Here is an 18,256-nt window from a genome sequence, read left to right on the forward strand (position 1 = left end):
CACCCACACCCACACCCACACCCACACCCACACCCAATGGTCAAGTTTGCTTCTTTGAGCATATCCATTATCAGGGCGGTCGCTTTTGTAGTGGGGTAGGAGTATTTGAAGTGCCTGCTAGCTGGGCGAGAATGGTGTCCTCGGTCAAAGTGCCATCGGGTTTAACTGTTGAGCTATTTGATCAATCGCGACAGCAAGGAAATAGACTGACACTTCGTACTGATGATGCCAACTTGGTGTTACGTAACTACAACGACAAAATGATGTCGTTCAAGGTTGCCGGTGGTGGGCCTACTCCGACACCTACGCCGCAACCCTTGGCAAAGTGTGAAACCAGCTTCACTTTGTCCGGTGAATTTACGATCACCAACAAGTTGAGTGGCACCAAACTAGTACCGGCTGGTGATATAACAATGTCACCCTTGGTTGTCTGGAATGATGGGAATGCCACACGCTGGAAACTGGAGCGCAATGTTGAGGGGTTTGTATATTTGATGTCCAAGGCAACTGGCCTAGCGCTGGATCTCAATGGTTCAACTAAGCATAAGGTTGGTGGTGAATCCATCATGTACCCCCTGCATCGTGGAGTGAATCAACAATGGTGCCCGATGCCTGCGGACGGTGGTACCTATTATTTGGTGTCTCGCTATAGTGGTTTCCCATTGGGCATCACTGCAGGCCAGGATGGTACGCCAGTCATTCAACAAGCCATGGGCTCCAGTGATGGTTTGAAATGGACGTTTGCTGTGCGCTCTTTCCAGTAAAGTAGAATAAGTGCCAGTTGGCATAAATGAAGCCCTCCAGTGGCCGATGAAGTACCCCGGCCGTATGGAGGGTTGTTTTATGTGTAGCCAAGGGTGTGCATGTTGCTTGAAGCGATAAAAAAATGTGTTGGGATTGAACGAATCCTAATTTATGACAATCGAATGTTAATGGATTAGAATCTAGAGCTTCGTAGAAGGTGAATAGCATGAAATGCTGGCAATGGTTGGCAGCCGTTAGTTTGATGACTTACTTGCCTTTGGGATTGGCTTGTTCTGATGGTCATGGTACGAACAATGTCATATCAAGTTCGACCGTTAAACAGTTGACTATTAAAGACACTGGTCAGGCGATGGTTTTAAAGTGCCCACCCGGGCAGCAATGTGATGCCCGGGCGGACTACCACGCATTGCAGTATGCAAAAGATGGCTTGGAAGTCTATTTGTCCTTCTCTGCATCTGTGAACCGTGATTACCGGTCGCCAAGCATGCAAAAAAATTTCCGGTTTGCAGATTTTTATCTTCCAAGCGGTGGCGAGGGGGACATTAATCTACATGTTGAAATGCTTGACAAGCAGATAGAGTTTTTGCCTGCCCCGCAAGGGCTGTTGAGGCTGCGTGTGCGGGCGCCGATCTATAAGATGGTGAGTCAAGGTGACGGTAAGTCACCAAATTGCAGGACAGATGATATGGTCGGGGTATGCCAACAAGAGGTTCTTCACCGGCAGCCAATTGACCTGACGATGGAGTTGAAGCTACCAGCAAGCTAAGTGTGTCAGGTTATTGATTTGGCGACCAAAGAGTGTAGATTCATTGGCTTGCTTCGAAGTATGATACTTGAAGATATGCTAAATGATTTTCTGGTATTATAGTGGTTATATCTAATTTCAACGTTATCTGCTGAATTGGCTAGTGATGAAAACGAAAAAATATCAAGGCTTTACCCTGCTTGAGCTGTTGATTGCATTGGTGATTATTGGTCTGTTGGTGGGCGTGGTAGGTCCGAATCTATTCAAGAATCTTGGCAAGTCCGAAGTGACGACTGCCAAAGCTCAGATTGATGCTCTGTCAAAAGCGATCGAATCTTATCGCCTTGATACAGGCCATTTTCCTCGTAATGAGCAGGGATTGGCCGTGCTGATGCAGGCACCGACTGACGAACCTGGTTGGCGTGGCCCGTATTTGAAGAAAGATGTTCCAATGGATCCATGGGGGCACCCTTATCAGTATCGTAGTCCTGGTGAGAATGGTCGTGAATTCGATATCACATCTCATGGTAAAGATGGTCGCCCGGGTGGGGCCGGTGACGATGCCGATCTTCGTAACTGATTGTTGTAGATAATCTTTCTATGAGCCAGCGTTTCGAAATCAGTGCATTAGACGCCCAGCGTAAGTTGGTACGTCTTAGCATTGATGCTGCCAATGCTGAAGAGGCCAAGCGCGGCATCGAAATGCGAGGCATGAAACCGCTTTCAATTGAAAGTAAGGCCTCTGGCAATGGATTATCGCTGTCCCGTGCGCCACGTTTTGATTTGTTGCTGTTTTGTCGGGAATTGACTGCGTTGCTCGTGGCAGGTTTACCTGTTACCGAGTCTATCGAAACATTGAGTGAAAAAGAGCACCGGCCTGCCATCAAATCCATTCTGGATAGTGTCAAGCATTCGTTGTTCCAGGGGCAAACATTGTCACAGTGTTTGGCATCTCAACCAGATGTATTCCCCGAGTTGTTTGTGGCTACAGTACGTGCAAGTGAGCACACTGGCGAGCTGCATAAGTCAATTGTTCGATACATTAATTATCAGGAACAAGTTGAAACGCTACGTAAACGATTGGTCAGTGCTGCAATTTATCCGGCAATTCTGCTGGTGGTCGGTGGTGGTGTCTGTTTATTTCTATTGGGGTATCTGGTTCCCAAATTCAGTCGCATTTATGAAGGGCTGAATACTGATTTGCCGACTTTGTCACGTTGGTTGCTGGCATTTGGTGGCTGGCTGGACAAGAATCAAACTAGCGCTGCAGTGGGTGTGGCCATGGTGGTAGCGGGTATTGTGTTGATCTCACGTCAGCCCACTGTTCGGGCTGCGGTGGTGGCCCGTGCATGGAAGAGCCCTTGGTTGGGGGAGCGTTTGCGCATTTTCCAGCTTGCGCGGTTTTATCGCGCGGCAGGTATGTTGTTGCGTGGTGGCATTCCGTTAGTGACATCATTTGAGCGAGTTGCTGATCTGTTAAGCCCAGCACTGCGTCAACCGTTGTTGAAGGTCATTGCCGCACTAAAGCAGGGGCAGCCTTTGGCAGATACCATGCAGCGTGAGGGTTTGACGACACCAGTAGCTCTGCGCTTGTTACGAGTTGGTGAGAAAAGCGGTCAATTAGGTGACATGATGGAACATGTTGCCACGTTTTACGATGATGAATTGGCCCGCTGGGTTGATGTGGCAACCAAGCTGTTTGAGCCGATCCTGATGTTGTTCATGGGGGGCTTCATTGGTTTGGTGGTACTACTGATGTACTTGCCGATTTTTGATCTTGCCGGAGGCGTGAAATGACCGCCCGTATCCCGTCCGACCTGATGCGCCCGCGTTTTTCGCCTACTGAGCTACAGCAAGCTCGACAGGAAGCCGAGGCTGAAGGCAAGCATTTGCTTGATATCCTGGTCGCAAAATCACAGCAGCCACCAGAAGTTGTCCGATATGCCCTAGCTCAAACGCTGCGTATTCCCCAAGTTCCCGCGACTAAGCTTGACGATTTGGAGCCTGACTTCAGTAAGCTACCCTTTACTGAAGCCTTGGCCCGGCAATGTCTGCCCGTCCGCAGGAAGGATCGGATCGTGGCAATTGTGGCCGATCCGCTTCAGCCTGGTTTGATGGCTTGGCTTGAGCATAAATTGGATGGTGCTTATCAGCTGGCCTTGACGGATGGTGAGCGTCTGGCGGCGCGATTTGCTGCACTGGAAGATGGTCGTCGTGCAATTGATGGCGTGTTGCAATCATCTCAAGGGGGTGGCAAGCGGGGCGAACACGTTGAAGTGATCTCGCTACAAAGCATCGCCGAAGAATCTGGCGCCGCAGTACGCTTGGTCAACTCAACGCTGTATGACGCACTGAAGAGTGGCGCCAGTGACATTCATTTGGAGAGCGAACCGGAAGGGTTGTCCATTAAATATCGTATTGATGGTGTGTTAAGTGCCATCAATAAGATTGGGGGCGTCGATCTGGCGGAGCAGGTTATTTCTCGATTAAAGGTTATGTCTGAACTGGATATCGCGGAGCGACGTGTACCACAGGATGGTCGTTTCAAAGCAATGATTCTGGGGCGCGAGGTGGATTTTCGTGTCTCGGTCATGCCGAGCATTCATGGCGAGGATGCGGTGCTGCGTGTTCTCGACAAACAAGCCGTCACAAGTCAAATGACAGGCTTAAGCCTGGATAGCCTGGGTTTTGATGCCCAGACCAAGCAAATCATTCGGGATTTAGCCATTGAGCCATATGGCATGCTGCTTGTAACAGGGCCAACAGGATCAGGTAAGACTACGACACTCTACGCAGCGCTTTCTGAAATCAACAATGGTGAAGACAAGATCATCACGATTGAAGATCCTGTTGAGTATCAGTTACCCGGCATATTGCAGATACCAGTCAACGAGAAAAAAGGCCTGACTTTTGCTCGGGGGTTGCGGTCTGTATTGCGCCATGATCCTGATAAGATCATGGTTGGTGAGATTCGTGACCCTGAAACCGCACAAATAGCTGTGCAGGCTGCATTGACGGGCCATTTGGTATTGACCACGGTGCATGCCAACAGCGTCTTTGATGTTATCAGCCGATTTCTGTATATGGAGGTTGATCCATACAGCCTAGTTGCTGCTTTGAATGGTGTATTGGGGCAGCGCTTGGTTCGGCGGGTCTGCCCACACTGCTCAACACTATATCGCCCACCATCAGATTTGCTGGTGGCTTCCCGGTTTCAGCCGGATTGGCTACCTAAGTTTCAGTTCCGAATGGGTAAAGGTTGTTCTCATTGCCGTGGTTCGGGTTATTTGGGGCGAATTGCCATTGCGGAAATCTTAAGTTTGAACGATGAGTTACGCGAATTGATTTTATGTAAGGCACCAATGAGTGAGTTGAAGCAGGCTGCGCGCCGGAATGGTACACGTCAGTTGCGAGAGGTTGCATTGGCCGCAGTGGCACGAGGGGAAACGACTTTGCAGGAGATCAATCGTGTTACGTTTATCCGCTGATTGCGTAGTGATTGCGCTGGAAGCGGAATACGTGAGTGCTGTATGCCTTCGAGGCCGTAAGCGTGAGCGTGTGGCATCAATGCGTATACCGCTGACTTTGCGGGAGGGCGTGCCAGCTTTTGACGAATTGGATGCATGGTTGGCGGACCCAGCCGTTTCCGGTTCCAAGCAGCTTGAGGCGGTGATATCCAATACTTGGGCACGTTATGAAATTCTGCCGTGGCAGCCAAACCTGCTGGATGATGGATTGAGCCTAGATTACGCAAGAGCCTTACTGACAGAGCAGTATGGCGACGTGGTGAATCAATGGACATTGGCGCTTTCACCTGCTCGCTTTAAGCACAACCGTTTGGTCAGTGGTATGGATGCTCGATGGATGGCTGCTTTAGAGGATTTGGCAAAACGCCATGCCATGAAGCTGACTAGCGTTAGGCCTTTACTGGTAGCAATTTTTAATCGATTGGCCAAGGAACTGCCAAAGAGCGGCCTGTTGGCAGTGGTGGAACCGGGACGGTTGTGTTTATTACAGATGCGGGATGGGGAGTGGCATAGCTTGCAAAACCGAGTATTGCCAGAGCCGTGGGAGCGCAAATTGCCCCCGATGATCGCGCAAGCAAGTATGGCATTAAATGCGACAGATGAACCATTGTTTATTACCGCGCCTGTCCATCGACGTGCCATGCTTGATGATGTATCGGGTACTTGGTTGAAATTGCCACCGCAACGGGGGTTTGACCCGAGGCAAGACAGGGAGTGGGCATTCTGCCTCGGATGTTGATATGCAACCGGTAAGACTAGATTTTGTTCGCCGTAGTGGCGGTTCCTTAGTGCTTGGTGTGCCATTGTGTGTGATAGGGCTGGGATTGTTGACCGCATTGAGCATGCAAGTGGCGTCGGTCGAACAAAAAGTGGAACAAGACAAGGGTGCGCTATGGCGTTTGCGTACACCTGATAGCAGCCAGCCACAAGGTGACCAACAGGAACGAGACAAAGCCAAAGATCTGTCTGTGCAGTTCGCCCGTCCATGGGATATTCTGTTTAGCAATCTCGAAAAGATTGAAGCTGCTGATGTCCGTCTAACCCAGATACTACCTGACAGTGGGCAGCGTACAGTCCGATTGGCGGGCGAAGCCAAGACGGCTCAGGCATTGTATGACTACATGCGCAGATTGGGTACTGAAGCTGGATTGCGGCAAATACATTTGATCCAACAGAAATTGGATCCGGAAGCGGATGTTGAACGCTTCCAACTGCAAGCCCAGTGGGGGCCGAAATGAGCGGCATGATGTTTTGGTTGCGTTTTGGCTGGCAACGTTTAGGTGCGCCAGGGCGTCTTGGTGTGATCTTGATCTTTGCCGCCTTAGGTGTCTGGCTATTCAAGGTATTGCCTGCAGAACGAGATGCCGCAACAGTGGCCACACAGCTTGTTAGTGCTCGACAGGATGCATTGAAACTAGCTGGAGCCAAACGAGGACAACCAACGCTCGATTCGTTCTACCGCCATTTTCCAGATATTGCGGCAGTGCCTGATGACTTGGCCATTTTTAATGATGCAGCCGAGCAATCCGATTTGGCAATTGTCGAATCACAATACCAATTGCAAGATGTACCTGGACTCAAGCTGCAACGTTATCAGGTCAGTTTGCCACTGGATGGTGACTATCCAGCGTTGCGTGGTTTTTTGAGTAAGGCCTTGCAACGGTTACCCCATGCCGCGTTGGATGAGGTTCGTTTCGAACGAGATGAACAAAGTGACGTAGTGACAGCCCGTTTGCGTTTCAGTCTGTATTACAAGGTGCCCAAATGAAACCAAAGGCATCACTGACTTGGCTAGGTTTGTTGTCGGGTACAGTCGCATTAACAGCCTATTCACTCTGGTTTGGTGGCGAAGACGAAGAATTATTGGCAGGACGTCCAAATGCCGGGCAGCCTGCGGTTACGGCTACAGCAAAGACCGCTCAGCCTGTCGTTGTGGTAAACAATACAGGTTCGACCACCACGCTATCGAATGGTTGGGTACAACGGGTTGGTATCGGCGAAGCCGCCTCAGACCCATTCCACAGTGCCCGTAAAGCGAAAGAGCCTGAGGTAGACCCGTCTATACAGGCTCCTCCACCTCAGCCTACACCACCGGTTCCAACAGGGCCACCTCCCTTACCATTTGCTTATTTGGGTAAATTGCAACGTGGTGCACAAATAGACATCTATCTGGATTTTCAAGGCCAGAATCTGATTGCCCATGTCGGTGAAACAATCGCCGGCGGATATCGACTCGACAGCATGGACGCTGCCGGAATTCATTTCACGTATCTTGCCTCTGGTGAGAAGCAAGTTTTGTCAATGGGAGTACAACCATGAGGCATTGGCCGCTTGCAGGCATCGGCCTGATCGCCTTGATTTTGACCGGATGTGCGGGTCAACAGGCATTTTCGGACTCCAAGCAATTGATCTCGCAGGGACGGACGGAGGAAGGTCTGGCTGCGTTAAACAAGGTTGTTGCTGAGTATCCAGATAATCAGGAGTACCGCGCGTATTACATTCGTCAACGCGAACTGCAGGCAGACCGTATGGTGCGCGAGGCAGACAATTTGCGTGTGAATGAACAGTTTGAAGCCGCGGAGCAAAAGTACCGGTCTGTACTCAACACCTTTCCTGGGCATCCTCGTGCTGAAGACGGTTTAAAGCGTGTTGCGACCGATCGACGACATTTACAGCTGTTGGCAGACGCTGAAAAAGCCAAACAGGGTGGCCATGTAGACAAAGCACGCCAGTTACTGCGACAAGCTTTATCGGAAAACTCGCGTAATACCAAAGCACGCAAGATGCTGTCAGAAATCAATACCGCCAAGCATCGCAGCGACATGACGCCTGTTGGCCCTGACTCGCCACTGAATGCGTTGGTGACGTTGGAGTTTCAGCAGGCGCCTTTGCCGGCAATCTTCGATGTATTGTCACGTAGCACGGGCGTGAACTTTGTGTTCGACAAGGATGTGAAGCTGGATGCGCGTGCGACCATCATGGCGAAGAACACGCCATTGAGTGAAGCACTGAATGTCCTATTGACCGGGCAGCAGTTGACTAAGCGAGTGTTGAATGACCGTTCGGTATTGATCTATCCGGCCCAACCAGGGCGACAGCGTGAACTTGAAGAGCTGCGGGTCAAAACCTTCTACTTAGGGAATGTCGACGCCAAATCAGCATTAGGTTTGATCAAGACTGTTGTAAAAACACGGGATGTGTTTGTGGATGACAAGCTCAATATGCTGGTCATGCGTGACACACCAGAGGCGATTGCCGTTGCAGAGAAACTGCTGGCATCACAAGATCTGGCCGAGCCAGAAGTGATGCTGGAAGTTGAAGTGATGGAAATCAGTAATGCCAAGTTGTTGGAACTGGGTGTCAATTTCCCAGAAAAAGTTACGATCAGCCCGGCAAAAGCCATTACCGATGTTGGCCAGGGCTTATGGACTATAGGCGATTTGCGCAATTCGACACGGGATGCCATCCGTGTCGGTAACATTGACCCAGCGCTGGTTATTAACCTGAAGAACACTGATGGTGCAACCAATACTTTGGCCAACCCGCGCATTCGGGTGAAGAATCGTGATAAGGCCAAAATCCATATTGGTGATCGAGTGCCGGTCATCACGACGGTTTCGTTACCTAATGGCGGTGGCACATCCGAATCGGTGAATTATCTGGATGTAGGCCTGAAAGTAGATGTCGAGCCGCTGGTGCACCTGAACGATGAGGTCAGCATCAAGGTTGGGCTGGAGGTCAGCAACATTGCCGATGAAGTGACCAGCAAGCAAGGCTTGGTTACCTACAAGATCGGTTCTCGTACTGCGAATACTTCGCTACGTCTGAAGGATGGTGAGACGCAGGTACTGGCAGGGTTGATTCGTCAGGAAGATATTCAATCTGCCAATCGATTCCCGTTGCTGGGTAAATTACCTGTACTGGGGCGTTTATTGTCCAGCGAGAAGAGCCAACTGAACAAATCGGAACTAGTTCTGATGATTACGCCACGGATCTTGCGAAATCTGGATATTCCGGACATCAACAATACTGAATTTGATAGTGGTACTGAAGCGGCTGTGGGGAGTGAATCATTGCGTTTGAGCAATCGCGGTAGCGAAGTCAAGGTACCTGCAAGTGGTGGTGGAGAAGGTGGATTTGTACCACAGCCTGATATGGGAAATCAGGTGCCAGTCGCACCGCCTTCATTACCGCCCCCAGCTCCCGAACCAGTTCCAGCCCAGCCGGTGGAGCAACCACTGGTGGAAAGCGGGCAAAATCCGAACAAGAGCAATAAGAGGATTCAATGAAAAAGCGGATGGGCTTTACGCTCATCGAGATGCTGGTAACGCTGACCTTGCTCGCTATTCTGGCCAGCGCAGCGTTGCCACTGACGCAAATGAATGCCCGCCGCTCAAAGGAGCAGGAGCTGAAGGCGTCCTTGCGCGAGATCCGTGAAGCTATCGACGCTTACAAAAAAGCATCAGATGAAGGGCGGGTAGAGAAAAAGGCTGACGGAAATGGTTATCCAACCAATCTGCAGTTGCTGGTGGATGGTGTGGACGACAAAAAATCGCCACAGAAGAAAAAGCTGTATTTTTTGAGACGAATTCCACGTGACCCTTTCTTCCCAGATTCTGCAGCTCCTGCAGCCTCAACCTGGGGTTATCGTAGCTATGCCAGCCCACCGGACGAACCGCGGGCTGGGGACGATGTGTATGATGTGTATTCGCTGAGCCCTGACAAAGGCATGAATGGCATACCCTACCGGATCTGGTGATATGCGAATTCGCGGCTTTACCTTACTGGAATTGTTAATCGCAATGGCTATCATTGCGACGTTTCTGACATTGGTAACGCCACGCTATACCAATAGTGTGGATCAAGCCAAGGAAACGGTGTTACGCGATAATCTCAATACTCTTCGTAAGGCAATTGATCAGTTCAGGGGTGATGTCGGACGTTATCCCGATCGTTTGGAGGAGCTGGTTGAGCGCAAATATTTGCGTGATGTGCCGTTGGATCCGATGACGGAAAGCCGTTCTACTTGGAAGATCACTCCGCCAAGTGGCGAGGAAAAAGGTTTTGTTGCCGATGTACATAGCAGTGCAGGCGGCTCGTCACGCGATGGTTCCGCATATGCAAGCTGGTAGGTCATCCCGAAATCACCAGTCTGGCATGGCCTACATGTGGCTGGTTGTAATCCTGCTGGTGATGAGTGTTTTACTGGGGAGAACCACCGAAATGGCGGCGACTCAGGCGGAGCGTGATCGTGAGGCTGATCTGTTATATGTTGGTCGACTGTATCGAGAAGCCATTCGAAGCTATATCGAAAGAAGCCCGGGCGGGGCTAAGGCTTATCCAAAGGAACTGGCTGATCTAGTACAAGATAAGCGGTTCCCACAACCAGTACGTCACCTGCGAAAGCTTTACCCTGATCCGATTACCGGCTCCACTGAGTGGGGCGTATTAGGTGCGCCTGGTGGGGGTATTCTGGGTATTTTTAGCAAGTCAGAGAAAAAGCCATATAAGCAGACAGGTTTTGTTGACGAAGAAGTGCCTTTTGAAAATCAGCAACGTTACAGTGACTGGAAGTTTGTCGCGCAGCCTGTTGCTCCGCAGCAGCCTAATCCAACTACACCCACACCTCAAAAGCCTGGTGCTCCCTCACCACCGTTGCCGCCTGTGACACCCAAGGGTGGTCCGGCAAGCTTACCTGGTGACCGTTGAAGATCTGGCCCATCGGCCTGTAGTAATGGCGCGGCCAATGATGTGTTTCATGAATTGACCTGGTTAATTGAGTCAGGAAGCAGTGCTTGGTGTCGCTTGCTTGGGGGTGCTTGAGACGGGCATACTCAGCCTATCTACTTTTTGATGACGCCGATGTGTACTACATTGGGCCTGAAAAATGAAATCATTGCCCATTCCTGATGGTTTCGAACCATTTATTGGCGCCAGCCCATTTGTTCGCCATTTGGGTGAGGTATTTGTCAGCTACGAAGGGGATTGTCGAGTGTTGGCAGTACGTATAGCGCCGCACCATCACAACATGCATGGTGTCGCGCATGGTGGCATGTTGCTGACATTGGCTGATACGGCATTAGGTATCAATTTATCAACCTCGCAAGAACCGCCTGTTTCTGTAGTAACGGCCAACCTGAGTGCAGAGTTTCTTGAGCCAGCGAGACCACTTGATTGGGTGGAGGCGCACGTTGAGATTTTACGGACGGGTAAACGATTAGCTTTTGCTGAAGTGCGCTTGAGTACTGCCGGCCGGTTACTATTGCGCGCCAGTGCCACTTTTGCCGTGGTGGCATCTATCAGGCCCGAGCCATCTGACGGGTGACACTGGGTGAATCGTTTGTCAGGATTTGTTGATTGCAACATTGAATAGCTGACATCCAGATATTATCGAAACCCAGATTGAGTAAATCGTATTACATATGTTGTTTCAACAAACTCTCCAACTTGCCAGATTGCTCCATTTCCGCCAGGCGCCGATTTAACAGTGCCGTAATGGTTTTGGTTGATGGGTGATTGCGCGACACCAGAAAATGGATAGGAATACGTGGTTGCCACGTCATTGGCATGCTGCGTAGTTGGGGTAGACTGACGTAAGGGTGACCCAAACGCTTGAATCCATGGATTACCTCCATGTATTCGGCCAGCACATCACAGCGATATCTTGCAATCTTGCCAATCAGAGCCTCGTAGTTTGTTGCCCCATTATCTGTGCCCCCTGTTACTAGTCCAAACGGTCCCGGATTGGCGCCATGCAGGATACAAACAGTCTGATTGGCAAACTGAGCACCATTGTTGATCTGTAAACCAAGTGGAAAATGGCTATGCCAGAAATGATAGGCTGGAGTCAATTTCAGATAGGGACGAGAGAGGTCGTAAATCTCAGCGCGTTTGTCAGAAAAAGCGGCACCCATGGCAATAGTCATCCCATTGCCGGTTTTGACCTGGGCCAGACACCGTGCCCAAGGCAGAAGTACAACATTCACCTGAAAATTGCTGCCAGCCAATGCTGCACGCAATACATCGACGGAATATCCGTCAACGCGACCTTTTACCTGCTTGGAAAAGTAGGATGAAGGGGGCCACTCGTTATTCCCACCGCAGGTCTGCAATACTTCGCTTCGTACCAGTGGGCTGAAGATCAGGAGTACCAAGATGCCCAATACATTGAACCAACGATGATTCATGTGCAGTGAATGATTGGGGCGACAACAAAGTGTCGCGAAATTAAGAAAATATGACAGGGTCGTGTTCACCCCGCCATTCTAGGCTCAGTTGAACCAATATGCATACTGGCAAACCCATTCAGATTGCACTTTTATCTAATCCGTTTGTATCTGACCGGTTGATTGACGCAATGTATGGCCATCCAGCATGTGTTGGTATGTGTGGGCCAGACGCTTGGCCATTGCGGTATCAGACCAAGATTGGGCAAATTGTCGACCTGCTTGGCTGATGATGCCACGCAAGTTGGCATCACAGGCCAGCTGACGCAGTACATTGGCCATTTCTTCTACTGTGGCGCCGACAGGTACCGAACCCCGGCCAGCCAAGATGATATCGGCCGCGCCCATGATAGGTAGTCCTATGACAGGTAACCCTGCCGCCAATGCCTCGATGAGTACCAGACCTTGGGTTTCGGTATGGGATGGGAAAAGAAATAGGTCAGCAGCATGATAACAATCGGGTAATTCCTGGTCGCGATTCAGGTAACCAAGGAATCGAACGGCCTCGGCGATGCCGAGATGACAGGCTAATGCTTCCACACTCGGTCGAGCAGGCCCTTCCCTGGCAATGATCAACATCATTGAATGCATTTGCCAGCAAGCCTGAGCAAATGCATTCAATAACAGCGGTAGATTTTTTTCGTGTGCAACCCGCCCTACGTACAGGGCGACGATTCGATCGGGTGGAATGGCAAAGCGCCGGCGAAACTCAAGGCCATTACCTTGCCGAAAATGTTCGATCGGCACGCCGGTTGGAACAACCTCAATCGGTACTGTCACCCCATAGTCGCGTAACGTGGTGTGCATCATACTTGATGGCGCAATGACTAAATCCGCTTGATTGCATTGCCGGCAAGACAGTCGCTGCGCCAGTTGCCGGCCAATGCAAGCAGGTAATCACGGCGCATAACAATGAATGTATTCCACAAATAAAGTGTGGTAAGTCGTCACAACGGGCTTGCCAGTTCGTTTTGCCAAACGGATGCCAGCATAGTGAGCTGCAAAAGGTGTTTGGATATGGATTAGATCATAGGATGCAGGAGGGATCGCTGCCAAAGCGCCATTTAGTACCTGATAGCGCATCAGGCGGTCTTCTGGGGCAAAAGGCAAGTAGCGGGCCAAGATGCGAAGTTCATCTGCTCTAATCGGCATATTGCCTGGATAGGCCGGTGCAACCAACGTAGTGGTTACACCGTGTGGTACTAATGATCGACGAAAAGTTTCGATGGATGTGGAGACACCATTTATTCTGGGAAAATAGACGTCAGAAATCATCAGCACATGCATAGATTGTCCCATCACCGACGGTATTAGCGTAAGCGCTGGATGTGACAATTTGATTTGGGCTTGGCTCGGCATGGTGTGTTTAATCTGGTGGATTCTCTTTGAGAGACTGTTTGGACAATATGGAGTTTGGGCGGATGATGGATGCAAGTTTCGCCCGGTCCGATTGACAAGTGTCGTGGCGAGGTGGAATAGTTGACTGAATTTATCAACTTATACTAATATCTCATACATCAAGGGGAGTAGCTTCTCGCCGACGCATCGTCATCTCGGGTGATTCTGATGGTTGTTTTTTCAGATTGGCCCCGGTGCTCGGGCAACGAATTTCAGTTGCAAGCAAGACCTTGCCGAAAGGCAGGGGCTTGCATGTACAAAATGTAAACGGCCTATGTCTTTTGGACTGGGCCGTTTTACTTTTTGTACCGGAGGTTTCACATGCCGATCCATTACATACCGGGTTTGTCCCTGGCATCGATTTCTGCATTTCCTGATTTTGTATTGTTGCAACGACACCGTGTAGGAGGCTGCCATGGCGTTCATTGAGGTTATATGGCTGGGCAAGCCTTTGTGGATGTGGTTAATGTTTCTTGCAATTGTCATGGCATTGCTGGTATTTGACCTGTGGCTATTACACAAAGAGGATCATGAAATTGGTGTAAAGGAAAGCCTGGGGCTGTCCGCGTTTTACATCACCGGTGGTTTACTGTTTGGTGCCTGGGTATGGTGGTATATGGGAGCGGCTGCAGGGATGGATTTCTATACGGGCTTCCTGGTGGAGAAAAGTCTGTCACTTGATAACGTGTTTGTGATCTCGTTGATTTTCGGTTTCTTTGCCATTCCGCGTATTTACCAGCATCGTGTGTTGTTTTGGGGTATCTTGGGCGTGATTGTGCTACGCGCACTGATGATTGGTGTCGGGGCAACGTTGGTATCGCAATATGGCTGGGTACTGTATTTGTTCGGTGCTTTTCTGATTTATACCGGGATCAAAATGCTGATCACAGATGAGTCAGCGCAGGATTTCAACCAGAATCCGATCCTGAAGTTCCTGAAAAGTCATATGCGTGTTACCAAGGACCTGCATGATCAGCATTTCCTGATCAAGGCACCGCATCCCCAGCAATCAGATAAGCTGGTGTGGTGGGCGACACCGCTGTTGCTGGCGCTGTTTATGGTGGAACTGGTGGACTTGGTGTTTGCCGTGGACAGCGTGCCAGCGATCTTCGCCATCACGACCGATCCGTTTATTGTCTATACCTCCAACATTTTTGCGATTCTGGGGTTGCGTGCGCTGTATTTCGCTTTGGCGGCGATTATCCATCGTTTCCATTATCTGAAATACGCGTTAGCGCTGGTGCTGGTGTTCATCGGGGCAAAGATTTTCCTGGGTGATTTTGTGTTCGGGGGTAAGGTACCTGCGCTGTTGTCGCTGAGTGTGACCCTGGTATTGCTGGCAGGGGGTATTTTGTTCTCGCTCTGGAAGACACGTGGTGACGAAGTCAAATCAAGCTGAGGTGGGTGACTGACCATTGCAGGGTGAAGGCTTGCAGCTCTGGAAAAAATTGCTGAAAGTCATCACCCAGCCCCTGGTATTGATCTGTCAATTCAATAATGGCATCGCCCAGTGGGTTGGCACGACTGAGGCGATGCTGTGAAAAACGCTGTAAGACCTGATCAATGCCATCGATGTCTCGATATCGCAATAGCCAGTTGTTAGCCGACATGATCGGCAGAATATCTTGCAGGCGGGGTGGTAGAACCTCATACATGGATGACAGTTCTGCATAAACTTGATTGGTAAATATTTCCAGCGGTACGCTGGCATAGCATGTCCAGTGTTGCGCCAAAAAATGATCGTAGAAGATATCCACCAGAATGCCGGCATATCGACGGCGCAACGGGGTGATGCGGCCTTTACTGTTCAGCACGCAAGGGTGACGATCAGTGAAGCCATCCATTGCTTGATGAAGTGACATACCACGCTGCAAGGCAAGGGGTAGATGTGCTGCATGTTGCAGCTTCATGAAATCACCTAGCAGGTTACCAACGCGACCTTGTGGTGAGTTTTCTGCAAGCAGCAGATGAGCCAGATAATTGGGCACGGATTACGTCAAGAAGGCAATTATAGCTCGGCAGCGATATGCACTTGGCTACGGCCTGCGGCTTTGGCTTGATAAAGTGCTTTGTCGGCGGCATGTAGCAATTGTTGTGAATCGTGGCCAAACGTGTCGGTAGCTGCAATACCTGCTGAAAAGGTCAGGCCGGTGAACTGGTTTTCACCGTCACTTATCGGCCGCTGTCGAAGTTGGTCGAGCAGCTCCAGCAGGCGATTCTGCGCAGCAGTGGGCGGCATGTCAGCCAGGACAATGCAGAATTCCTCGCCACCATAGCGGCAACAAAAGTCGCTACCACGAATCCCGTCTCTCAATACCTTGCCGAGTTCGATCAATGCGGCATCCCCCAAGCGATGACCGTGGGTATCGTTCAGGCGTTTGAAATGATCCAGATCAATCAACACCACGCAGACGTTCCAATTAGCACGAATGGCCAACTGCAAGGTTTGTGGCAGGGCATCCTGCAGGTGGCGACGGTTATACAGGCCGGTCAGTACATCCCGTACTGCCTGTTCACGAAGGGCGGATTGCAAGGCCTCGATTTCAGCGATTCGCTCTTCCAGCTGGCGGTTAAGTTGGGTCAGTTTCTGCCGGGCATTTTCTGCTTCCGCATGTTCCTTGCGGGCGCGGTCACGTGCGGATTGCGCTTCAGCCAGTTCATGTTGTACTTGTAATGTCAGATATCGGGTTTCGTTAGCATTGGCCGCTACCCGTGTGTAATGGTGATGAAAGGCTTGTGACAACACATAGGCTTGCTTGTAATCCTGACGGTCGGCGTGGATTTTTGCCTGCAGGTTCAGAACGTCCAACGTCAACTGGTCATCGTGCGAGCGCTCTGCCTGTGCCACCGCGATATCGCACTGTGCAAGTGCTGATTGTGTGTCCCCTTGTTGGGCATCGTGTTGGGCGTGCAGGTATGCGAGGTAGCCGACAAAAAATGGATCATCATCACCACCCAGTGTTGTGCTGGCCAATTGCAGATAGTGCTCCCCCCGTGACCATTCGCGTGCATGAAAACAGGCATCAGCCGCTACACATTGCACAAAACCCAGGTCGCGCGGCGTGATGCTGGCACTGGTGATGTGGGCCAAAGGTTCGACAATGACCAATGCTGCATCAACCAGGTCTTGATGGATCAAACACAGGGCCAGATTGGCTGAGAACAGATCCAGCAGGCTGGTGCGACCAAATGGCAAAATGGTATGACGGGCATCGTGCAACAGCTTGTGTGCAAGGTCATAGTTGCCTGCATTCAACTGATAGACACCGATATTGTGATTGATCAAGGCTGAAACCGGTGTGCCTTGTTGTCGCCGGATCAGTGACAGAGCATGATAAGCTAGCCGCAACCCTTGTTCACGATCACCGCTGCTGGTGTTGGCAATGCTGAGCGTATTCAGCAAAGAGGCATGATCCAGCGCACCCAGATGTTCCAGTTTGGGCAGCAATGCTTGCAACCGCAACGAGGCCTGATGCGACAGTCCTTTTTCCAGCTCGATTTGCGCCAAAGCTTGTTCGGTACGTAATTGTCCTGGTACATCCCCTTGATGCAGGAAAAAATCGGCCAATTCCGTCAACTGCTCAAAAGCCTGATCACGCTTCCCGAACCGGCTTTCATATTTGGCGAGAATCAGGCGGGCATGGGCCTCCCCGTGGCGATCCTGAACCTGAGCAGCGGCCTGGGCGGCTTCCTGGGCGATGATGTAGGCATTGGCTGGGTCGATCAAGAGCAGCGACCAAGCATGATGAATGCTGGCCTCGATATCGATACGCTCCATTCCCGTTTCAGCCACGTTACTTGCTCACTTTAATGTTCTTATTGGCACCCATTACACCACGCTTGCGCCGATGATTCGAGTTTATATGATGATCGGTATGCATCTTGATTGCCCGATGCTGACGATATAGAGGCCAGCAAATCAATGGTGACAGATGAATTATAGGATTCGTTGCTGCTCAAATGATGTTATCCATGATAATGACTGGATTATTTGTAGGAAGGTTGCATTGGCATGAATCGATTGTTGTCGCCAGTGGCGGCGAGCCTGGAAATCAAGAAAAGTCGGTTTCTTGGTTGGGTGGTACCGGCGTATAGTCGGGCTGAAGTGCAGCAGTTGCTGGATGCAGTACGTCGACAGCATCCTGATGCAGCACATCATTGCTGGGCGTGGATATTGGGTAATGACGCAGCGATGAATGACGATGGTGAGCCAGCAGGTACGGCTGGCAAACCGATCCTGAATGTATTGCAGCATAAACAGCTTGGTAACACATTGGCAGTGGTGACGCGCTATTACGGCGGTATCAAGCTTGGGGCCGGTGGATTGGTGCGGGCTTATGGCCAGGCTGTGTCGTTGGCCTTGGCAGATGCCATTTTGCAACCGGTAGTGGCCATGGCGGAACTGAAGCTGGTGGTGCCAGTGGAGCAGGAGGGCCGGTTACGTGCCTGGCTGACCAAAGTGGGGATTGAGATGGCAGTTCAGCATGATTTTGCAGTACGGGTCTTCATTTTAACCTTACCGGCCGATCAAGTAGTCGCCACACGGGCTGAGTTGATTGATTTGACACACGGTCGAGTGCAATGGCGGGGATAAG

At 50.7% G+C, this 18,256-nt stretch carries 19 protein-coding genes and 1 pseudogene; 16 read left to right on the forward strand and 4 right to left on the reverse strand.

What is annotated here, in order from left to right:
- From FFS57_RS20885 to FFS57_RS20950, 14 genes are all read left to right on the forward strand, one after another.
- The coding region (locus FFS57_RS20885) for an RICIN domain-containing protein (protein ID WP_137939766.1) at positions 1–764 on the forward strand (764 nt) is incomplete at its 5' end.
- Between the two features lie 206 nt (positions 765–970).
- On the forward strand, positions 971–1,531 hold the full coding sequence (locus FFS57_RS20890; protein WP_137939767.1) for a hypothetical protein: 561 nt from the start codon (positions 971–973) through the stop codon (positions 1,529–1,531).
- Between the two features lie 145 nt (positions 1,532–1,676).
- A complete protein-coding gene (gene gspG / locus FFS57_RS20895) occupies positions 1,677–2,090 on the forward strand; it encodes a type II secretion system major pseudopilin GspG (RefSeq protein ID WP_137939768.1) in 414 nt (137 codons plus the stop codon).
- A gap of 20 nt (positions 2,091–2,110) precedes the next feature.
- Positions 2,111–3,307 carry a type II secretion system F family protein gene (locus FFS57_RS20900; protein WP_137939769.1) on the forward strand — a complete coding sequence of 399 codons (1,197 nt, stop codon included), beginning with the start codon at positions 2,111–2,113 and terminating at the stop codon, positions 3,305–3,307.
- Positions 3,304–4,998 (forward strand): GspE/PulE family protein, encoded by a 1,695-nt coding sequence (locus tag FFS57_RS20905; RefSeq protein ID WP_249384100.1) that lies wholly within the window; start codon positions 3,304–3,306, stop codon positions 4,996–4,998. The genes FFS57_RS20900 and FFS57_RS20905 overlap by 4 nt, the downstream gene beginning before the upstream one ends.
- A complete protein-coding gene (locus tag FFS57_RS20910; protein ID WP_137939770.1) occupies positions 4,979–5,776 on the forward strand; it encodes a hypothetical protein in 798 nt (265 codons plus the stop codon). Before FFS57_RS20905 ends, FFS57_RS20910 begins: the two co-directional genes overlap by 20 nt.
- A 1-nt stretch (position 5,777) precedes the next feature.
- Entirely contained in the window at positions 5,778–6,275 is a 498-nt protein-coding gene (locus tag FFS57_RS20915; RefSeq protein ID WP_137939771.1) for a PilN domain-containing protein, read from the forward strand.
- A 5-nt stretch (positions 6,276–6,280) separates the two neighbouring features.
- Positions 6,281–6,805, forward strand: coding sequence for a hypothetical protein (locus FFS57_RS20920; RefSeq protein WP_137939772.1), 525 nt, complete (start codon positions 6,281–6,283; stop codon positions 6,803–6,805).
- Positions 6,802–7,356: a hypothetical protein gene (locus FFS57_RS20925; protein ID WP_137939773.1), complete on the forward strand. Its 555-nt coding sequence runs from the start codon at positions 6,802–6,804 to the stop codon at positions 7,354–7,356. Before FFS57_RS20920 ends, FFS57_RS20925 begins: the two co-directional genes overlap by 4 nt.
- On the forward strand, positions 7,353–9,326 hold the full coding sequence (locus FFS57_RS20930) for a secretin GspD/PilQ domain-containing protein (protein ID WP_137939774.1): 1,974 nt from the start codon (positions 7,353–7,355) through the stop codon (positions 9,324–9,326). Before FFS57_RS20925 ends, FFS57_RS20930 begins: the two co-directional genes overlap by 4 nt.
- Complete coding sequence (locus FFS57_RS20935; protein WP_137939775.1) at positions 9,323–9,796, forward strand: type II secretion system protein; 474 nt, start codon at positions 9,323–9,325, stop codon at positions 9,794–9,796. The genes FFS57_RS20930 and FFS57_RS20935 overlap by 4 nt, the downstream gene beginning before the upstream one ends.
- A 1-nt stretch (position 9,797) precedes the next feature.
- Entirely contained in the window at positions 9,798–10,169 is a 372-nt protein-coding gene (locus FFS57_RS20940; RefSeq protein WP_137939776.1) for a type II secretion system protein, read from the forward strand.
- A gap of 25 nt (positions 10,170–10,194) precedes the next feature.
- On the forward strand, positions 10,195–10,746 hold the full coding sequence (locus FFS57_RS20945) for a type II secretion system protein (RefSeq protein WP_137939777.1): 552 nt from the start codon (positions 10,195–10,197) through the stop codon (positions 10,744–10,746).
- A 178-nt stretch (positions 10,747–10,924) separates the two neighbouring features.
- Positions 10,925–11,362, forward strand: coding sequence for a PaaI family thioesterase (locus tag FFS57_RS20950; protein ID WP_137939778.1), 438 nt, complete (start codon positions 10,925–10,927; stop codon positions 11,360–11,362).
- 91 nt (positions 11,363–11,453) lie between these two features.
- Here the strand turns inward: FFS57_RS20950 and FFS57_RS20955 are convergent, their stop codons facing one another.
- Both FFS57_RS20955 and FFS57_RS26175 read right to left on the reverse strand, forming a co-directional pair.
- Positions 11,454–12,224 (reverse strand): substrate-binding periplasmic protein, encoded by a 771-nt coding sequence (locus FFS57_RS20955; protein WP_137939779.1) that lies wholly within the window; start codon positions 12,222–12,224, stop codon positions 11,454–11,456.
- 135 nt (positions 12,225–12,359) lie between these two features.
- Positions 12,360–13,622, reverse strand: a pseudogene (locus tag FFS57_RS26175) (glycosyltransferase).
- A gap of 454 nt (positions 13,623–14,076) precedes the next feature.
- Here FFS57_RS26175 and FFS57_RS20970 point away from each other — a divergent pair.
- Positions 14,077–15,060: a TerC family protein gene (locus FFS57_RS20970; RefSeq protein WP_137939782.1), complete on the forward strand. Its 984-nt coding sequence runs from the start codon at positions 14,077–14,079 to the stop codon at positions 15,058–15,060.
- On the opposite strand, the gene FFS57_RS20975 is transcribed toward FFS57_RS20970, so the two are convergent.
- Together FFS57_RS20975 and FFS57_RS20980 are read right to left on the reverse strand one after the other, a co-directional pair.
- Positions 15,047–15,649 carry an acyl carrier protein phosphodiesterase gene (locus tag FFS57_RS20975; RefSeq protein WP_137939783.1) on the reverse strand — a complete coding sequence of 201 codons (603 nt, stop codon included), beginning with the start codon at positions 15,647–15,649 and terminating at the stop codon, positions 15,047–15,049. The two genes, FFS57_RS20970 and FFS57_RS20975, sit on opposite strands and share 14 nt — an antisense overlap.
- A gap of 20 nt (positions 15,650–15,669) precedes the next feature.
- Positions 15,670–17,454 carry a GGDEF domain-containing protein gene (locus FFS57_RS20980; RefSeq protein WP_137939784.1) on the reverse strand — a complete coding sequence of 595 codons (1,785 nt, stop codon included), beginning with the start codon at positions 17,452–17,454 and terminating at the stop codon, positions 15,670–15,672.
- 219 nt (positions 17,455–17,673) lie between these two features.
- On the opposite strand from FFS57_RS20980, the gene FFS57_RS20985 reads away from it, so the two are divergent.
- A complete protein-coding gene (locus tag FFS57_RS20985; protein WP_137939785.1) occupies positions 17,674–18,255 on the forward strand; it encodes an IMPACT family protein in 582 nt (193 codons plus the stop codon).
- Position 18,256 lies beyond the last annotated feature (1 nt).

The sequence above is a fragment of the Chitinivorax sp. B genome (genome assembly GCF_005503445.1).
GTDB lineage: Bacteria > Pseudomonadota > Gammaproteobacteria > Burkholderiales > SCOH01 > Chitinivorax.

What these genes read in the sequence shown, in the direction of transcription:
- FFS57_RS20890 (WP_137939767.1), top strand. Translation starts at nt 971, where the DNA reads ATGAAATGCTGGCAATGGTTGGCAGCCGTTAGTTTGATGACTTACTTG.
- gspG (WP_137939768.1), top strand. Translation starts at nt 1,677, where the DNA reads ATGAAAACGAAAAAATATCAAGGCTTTACCCTGCTTGAGCTGTTGATT.
- FFS57_RS20900 (WP_137939769.1), top strand. Translation starts at nt 2,111, where the DNA reads ATGAGCCAGCGTTTCGAAATCAGTGCATTAGACGCCCAGCGTAAGTTG.
- FFS57_RS20905 (WP_249384100.1), top strand. Translation starts at nt 3,304, where the DNA reads ATGACCGCCCGTATCCCGTCCGACCTGATGCGCCCGCGTTTTTCGCCT.
- FFS57_RS20915 (WP_137939771.1), top strand. Translation starts at nt 5,778, where the DNA reads ATGCAACCGGTAAGACTAGATTTTGTTCGCCGTAGTGGCGGTTCCTTA.
- FFS57_RS20920 (WP_137939772.1), top strand. Translation starts at nt 6,281, where the DNA reads ATGATGTTTTGGTTGCGTTTTGGCTGGCAACGTTTAGGTGCGCCAGGG.
- FFS57_RS20925 (WP_137939773.1), top strand. Translation starts at nt 6,802, where the DNA reads ATGAAACCAAAGGCATCACTGACTTGGCTAGGTTTGTTGTCGGGTACA.
- FFS57_RS20930 (WP_137939774.1), top strand. Translation starts at nt 7,353, where the DNA reads ATGAGGCATTGGCCGCTTGCAGGCATCGGCCTGATCGCCTTGATTTTG.
- FFS57_RS20935 (WP_137939775.1), top strand. Translation starts at nt 9,323, where the DNA reads ATGAAAAAGCGGATGGGCTTTACGCTCATCGAGATGCTGGTAACGCTG.
- FFS57_RS20940 (WP_137939776.1), top strand. Translation starts at nt 9,798, where the DNA reads ATGCGAATTCGCGGCTTTACCTTACTGGAATTGTTAATCGCAATGGCT.
- FFS57_RS20945 (WP_137939777.1), top strand. Translation starts at nt 10,195, where the DNA reads ATGGCCTACATGTGGCTGGTTGTAATCCTGCTGGTGATGAGTGTTTTA.
- FFS57_RS20950 (WP_137939778.1), top strand. Translation starts at nt 10,925, where the DNA reads ATGAAATCATTGCCCATTCCTGATGGTTTCGAACCATTTATTGGCGCC.
- FFS57_RS20955 (WP_137939779.1), bottom strand. Translation starts at nt 12,224, where the DNA reads ATGAATCATCGTTGGTTCAATGTATTGGGCATCTTGGTACTCCTGATC.
- FFS57_RS20970 (WP_137939782.1), top strand. Translation starts at nt 14,077, where the DNA reads ATGGCGTTCATTGAGGTTATATGGCTGGGCAAGCCTTTGTGGATGTGG.
- FFS57_RS20985 (WP_137939785.1), top strand. Translation starts at nt 17,674, where the DNA reads ATGAATCGATTGTTGTCGCCAGTGGCGGCGAGCCTGGAAATCAAGAAA.